A 4,946-nucleotide genomic window follows, 5' to 3' on the forward strand; every position below is an offset into this window, starting at 1 on the left:
CTCTTACATATACTGGGAGTATTTTTTTCATGATTATAACTTTTGGTTAATTATTCTTTGATAGGTAATTCGCTTAATTCTTTAATCGTTTCTTTTTTATAGGTATAGACCCAAACAAACAAGCCCACAAAAAAAGTAAAGCATATTATCAAGGAAATGATTGGATATATAGCCACTCCATCAATGGTTTCTAAATTATGTTTGATAAACTTTAACATGGCTTACTATTTGTTATTTTTTACTTTAATATCGGTTCCTAAACGTTGTAAATAGGCAATTAAAGCAACGATTTCTCTATCTTTCATTGGTACAAAAACTTCCCCTTTGGCAGCTGCTTTTTTCTTGCTATCATCATACGATTTTACAAAGTCGGGATCATTGTATAGGTTTTTTTCTATCGTTGCCGATTGTTTTTCAATACTTTGTTTAGCATTGGCAATGTCGGCATCGGTATAAGGCACGCCTAAAGTTTGCATGACTTTCATTTTTGCCTCTGTAGATGAATAATCCATTGCTTCATTGGCAAACAGCCATTTGTATCCTGGCATAATAGAACCCGGCGAGGTACTTTGTGGATTCCACATGTGGTTGAAATGCCAGTTGTCATTGTATTTTCCTCCTTCACGGTGTAAATCTGGACCAGTACGTTTAGAACCCCAAAGGAATGGATGGTCATATACATATTCACCCGATTTAGAATAGTCACCATAACGCACTACTTCGGAACGGAATGGTCGTATCATTTGAGAATGACAACCCACACACCCTTCTCGGATGTATAAATCACGGCCTTGCAATTCCAAAGGAGTATACGGTTTAACTGCCGCTATTGTCGGAATATTGGATTTGACCATAATGGTTGGTACTATTTGAATAATTCCACCAATTAATATGGCTACTGTTGCTAATAATGTTAATTGAATTGGACGTCTTTCTAACCAAGGGTGGAATTTTTCTCCTTTTAATCTACCTGTAGAAATTTTTGCTAATTCGGGAGCTTCAGCTAATTCATCTTCAATAGTGCTTCCGGCTTTAACGGTTTTGATGATGTTGTAAATTAAAACAATCATACCAACTAAATATAAGGAACCACCGATGGCTCTCATCCAATACATTGGCATGATTTGGGTTACGGTTTCTAGGAAATTACCATATTGTAATGTTCCGTCTGGTTTAAATTGTTTCCACATAGATGCTTGTGTAAATCCAGCCACATACATGGGTAACGAATATAAAATAATGCCTAAAGTTCCAATCCAAAAGTGGAAGTTGGCTAGTTTATCAGAATACAATTTACTTTTAGTCATTCTTGGAATTAACCAATAAATCATACCAAAAATTAAGAAACCATTCCAAGCCAAAGCCCCAACGTGAACGTGAGCGATAATCCAATCGGTAAAGTGAGCAATAGCATTTACATTTTTCAAAGAAAGCATTGGTCCTTCAAAAGTGGCCATACCATAACCCGTAATAGCTACAACAAAAAATTTCAAAACTACGTCCGTACGTACTTTATCCCAAACACCTCGCAAGGTTAGCAATCCGTTAATCATTCCGCCCCAAGATGGCGCAATCAACATGATGGAGAATACAACTCCCAGGTTTTGAGCCCAATCGGGTAATGAGGAATATAATAAATGGTGTGGTCCAGCCCAAATGTAAATGAAGATTAAAGACCAAAAGTGGATTATTGATAATCGATACGAATACACAGGACGATTAGCCGCTTTTGGCACAAAATAATACATCATTCCAAGGAACGGAGTGGTCAAGAAAAATGCCACTGCATTGTGTCCGTACCACCATTGCACTAAGGCATCTTGCACTCCAGCGTAAACTGAATAACTTTTTAGGGCTGAAACAGGTAATTCTAAACTATTAAAAATGTGAAGAACAGCAACTGTAATAAACGTGGCAATATAAAACCAAATGGCTACATACAAATGGCGCTCTCTTCTTTTTAAGATCGTTCCGATCATGTTGATACCAAAAGCTACCCAAATTAAAGCAATAGCGATATCAATTGGCCATTCTAATTCGGCATATTCCTTAGAAGTAGTATATCCTAAAGGCAATGTAATAGCCGCAGCTACAATAATTAATTGCCATCCCCAAAAATGAAGATTACTTAAAAAATTGCTATACATTCTGGCTTTGAGCAAACGTTGCAAAGAGTAATATACTCCGGCAAACATAGCGTTTCCTACAAAAGCAAAAATTACCGCATTAGTATGTAAAGGTCTCAATCTTCCGAAACTTAAAAACGAGATGCCGTCAGTCAAGTTTGGGAAAAGAAACAGTATGGCCAAAATTAGCCCTACTAACATTCCTACTAAGCCAAATACTATACTGGCGTAGATGAACTTCTTTACAATTTTGTTATCGTAATAAAATTGTTGCATTTCCATGGTTTAAATTATTAGTGAAAAGTGATTAGTTATTTATTGTTTCGGTTTCGAGTTTCGGGTTTCAAGTTTAGGGTTTTGGAATTTGGATTTTGGATTTTGGGTTTCGGGTTTCGAGTTTCGAGTTTCAGGTTCTCGCTTCCCTCCTTTTACCAGCTCATCATCAAAAAGCATTCTCACTGATGGGGTGTAATCATCATCATACTGACCTGTTTTTACAGCTCTTAAGAAAGCGTATAAGAACGCCACGGCAACGATAATACTTATGGATATTAATAAATAGATGACACTCATACCTCTAGTTGTGTAGGACAAAATTAGAAGTACGCAGTGAGGTAAAATATGATATTTGTCATATATTCCTAAAAACTTTTGGGCAAAAAAAAAATACCTTGGGAACGTTAAAAAAGTCGCAAACTAAACCCGAAGGATTTCTTGATTTATCTACCAAAATAAAGCTGGTTTATGTACGGTTTTTATATATTAGCAGTGGTAAATAGAGAGAAGGTTGTATAAACTTATGTATATTTACTAGTTAACAACTATTTTAAAAATGATAGCAAAAAGAAATTTACTATTTATTTTACTTTTAACGTTTGCAATATTCTATTCAAATGCACAACAAGTAATTTTTGGAACTAATAATTTTATTGAATATCAAGTAGGAACACTTCCATTAGTTATTTCAGTTCCGCATGGCGGTAACTTAGATCCAAGTTCAATACCGAATAGAATTTGTAACAACCCTGTTTATACGACGGACGAATTTACCATTGAAACTGCGTTGGAAATCAAAAATAAACTTTTTGAATTAACAGGTTGCTATCCTCATTTAATTATTTCTCACTTGAAACGTAGTAAACTTGACCCTAATCGTAATTTAGCAGACGGCGCGTGTGGTAACTCTGAAGCAGAAACAGCATGGAATGAATTTCATGGTTTTATAACTAATGGACGAAACACGGCAAATCAACAAAATAACTATAAAACTTTTTTCGTGGACTTACATGGTCATGGCAATCCAATTCAAAGAATTGAATTAGGATATTTACTTTACGATTCTGAACTAGCATTATCCGACAGCACCCTGAATACACAACAATATTTAAACTACAGTTCTATAAAAAATCTAGTTCTGAACAATGTAAACAATTACACACATGCCGAACTTTTGAGAGGACCTTATTCTTTTGGTACATTTTTAGCAAATAATAATTTTCCATCAGTTCCTAGTCAAAACATTCCGTTTCCTGGCACAACTTCAAATTATTTCAGTGGTGGGTATATTACTGCAAATCATACTTGTTATAACATTGGAGCTCCAATAAATGGACTTCAAATGGAATTAAATTACAACAATATTAGAAATACTCCAGCAAATAGGACTGTATTTGCTCTTGCATTTACTCAAAGTATAGTATCCTATTTTAGTACACATTTTAATGTATCATTGATTGGTTGTTCTACACTTTCAACTATTAATGATGTATTAGAAAAAAAAATAATTATTTACCCAAATCCGTTAGTTAGAGGAGATATTATTCATTTTAAATTACCAGAAAATATTGAATATGAATACCAAATTTTAAATACATTAGGGCAGATAGTAGATGCTGGACAGTTGAAGCACAATCAGTCCATAGATTCAAGTAAATTATTTCCAGGCGTTTTTTTAATAAGACTATCCAATAAAAACAATAATGATTTAAATATACATAAAATTATTGTTCAATAAAAACAGCACACAATAGCTAGAGTTTCGTTAGGCTTGCAAAGCCAACACCCGAGCCAACGGCGAACGGACGAAGTAATGAAACTCCTGTTGAACCCTTCGATAAACTCAGGACATGCTCACCGATTACTGACCGTCCACTATGGGGATTTCGATATGATTTTATAAAGATTTAGAAGAGGATATAGTTTCCTCTTTTTTTTGAAGTGTATTGATTGGATTTTTAACTTGTTTTCCTGCACTTTTAGTAAGAGATACCCGGCTCCACAAAGTACCGTCTTTGCCCAGCGTGCTGGATATTCCTTGTCTCGAAGCGTCGGGATGTTGCATGGTTAAAAATAAGAAAAATATGTTATTCGTACAAGCGTTTTTTAATATTTGTTTGTGGATTGTGGAAGTTTTTTCTCAGTGTGTCGTTATGTGCTATTTTAAAAAAAACGGGCAAATATTAAACCTTTCAATGAAAATAATATCTAACTAAGTATAACTATCAAAATAAATAAAATATGATTAGAACATTTTTATTTTTTGTCGTGATTTTTACCCTTGGATGCAACAAGGATGACGACAATCCAAATCCTTCAAATCCTAATGTTGTTCCATACCAAGAAGGCTTGACAACGAATTACATAACGGTAAACAATATAACACGGAAATATTTAGTTTATAGACCAACAGGAATGACAACTGTAAATGCTGTTGTAACAGTTTTGCACGGTGGTGGTGGACTTGGTATTGGAGTTTCAGAAATAGGTGCTCACCCACTATCCGTTTTTCGGACAATTGCAGACAATGAAAAGTTTTTAGTA

The 4,946-nt window shown here is 34.6% G+C and carries 6 protein-coding genes; 2 read left to right on the plus strand and 4 right to left on the minus strand.

The genetic code is table 11. From position 1 onward, the window contains the following. Nucleotides 1-50: 50 nt before the first annotated feature. The 3 genes from ACK5ON_RS08165 to ccoS are packed head-to-tail and all read right to left on the minus strand — an operon-like array spanning nucleotide 51 to nucleotide 2,699. Nucleotides 51-218, minus strand: coding sequence for a CcoQ/FixQ family Cbb3-type cytochrome c oxidase assembly chaperone (locus tag ACK5ON_RS08165; protein WP_409821548.1), 168 nt, complete (start codon nucleotides 216-218; stop codon nucleotides 51-53). 6 nt (nucleotides 219-224) lie between these two features. Next, nucleotides 225-2,408 (minus strand): cytochrome-c oxidase, cbb3-type subunit I, encoded by a 2,184-nt coding sequence (gene ccoN, locus ACK5ON_RS08170; RefSeq protein WP_409821550.1) that lies wholly within the window; start codon nucleotides 2,406-2,408, stop codon nucleotides 225-227. 33 nt (nucleotides 2,409-2,441) lie between these two features. Next, nucleotides 2,442-2,699, minus strand: coding sequence for a cbb3-type cytochrome oxidase assembly protein CcoS (ccoS, locus tag ACK5ON_RS08175; RefSeq protein ID WP_409821552.1), 258 nt, complete (start codon nucleotides 2,697-2,699; stop codon nucleotides 2,442-2,444). 259 nt (nucleotides 2,700-2,958) lie between these two features. On the opposite strand from ccoS, the gene ACK5ON_RS08180 reads away from it, so the two are divergent. Further along, nucleotides 2,959-4,140: a T9SS type A sorting domain-containing protein gene (locus ACK5ON_RS08180; protein ID WP_409821554.1), complete on the plus strand. Its 1,182-nt coding sequence runs from the start codon at nucleotides 2,959-2,961 to the stop codon at nucleotides 4,138-4,140. Nucleotides 4,141-4,299: 159 nt separating this feature from the next. Here ACK5ON_RS08180 and ACK5ON_RS08185 read toward each other — a convergent pair whose 3' ends face one another. After that, nucleotides 4,300-4,467 (minus strand): hypothetical protein, encoded by a 168-nt coding sequence (locus ACK5ON_RS08185; RefSeq protein ID WP_409821556.1) that lies wholly within the window; start codon nucleotides 4,465-4,467, stop codon nucleotides 4,300-4,302. Nucleotides 4,468-4,643: 176 nt separating this feature from the next. Between ACK5ON_RS08185 and ACK5ON_RS08190 the strand changes: the two genes are divergently transcribed. Beyond that, nucleotides 4,644-4,946 (plus strand): hypothetical protein (locus tag ACK5ON_RS08190; protein ID WP_409821558.1); only part of this gene is annotated, 303 nt, incomplete at its 3' end.

This window comes from Flavobacterium sp. (assembly GCF_046317795.1).
Taxonomy (GTDB): Bacteria; Bacteroidota; Bacteroidia; order Flavobacteriales; family Flavobacteriaceae; genus Flavobacterium.

What these genes read in the sequence shown, in the direction of transcription:
- ccoS (WP_409821552.1), bottom strand. Translation starts at nt 2,699, where the DNA reads ATGAGTGTCATCTATTTATTAATATCCATAAGTATTATCGTTGCCGTG.
- ACK5ON_RS08180 (WP_409821554.1), top strand. Translation starts at nt 2,959, where the DNA reads ATGATAGCAAAAAGAAATTTACTATTTATTTTACTTTTAACGTTTGCA.
- ACK5ON_RS08165 (WP_409821548.1), bottom strand. Translation starts at nt 218, where the DNA reads ATGTTAAAGTTTATCAAACATAATTTAGAAACCATTGATGGAGTGGCT.
- ccoN (WP_409821550.1), bottom strand. Translation starts at nt 2,408, where the DNA reads ATGGAAATGCAACAATTTTATTACGATAACAAAATTGTAAAGAAGTTC.
- ACK5ON_RS08185 (WP_409821556.1), bottom strand. Translation starts at nt 4,467, where the DNA reads ATGCAACATCCCGACGCTTCGAGACAAGGAATATCCAGCACGCTGGGC.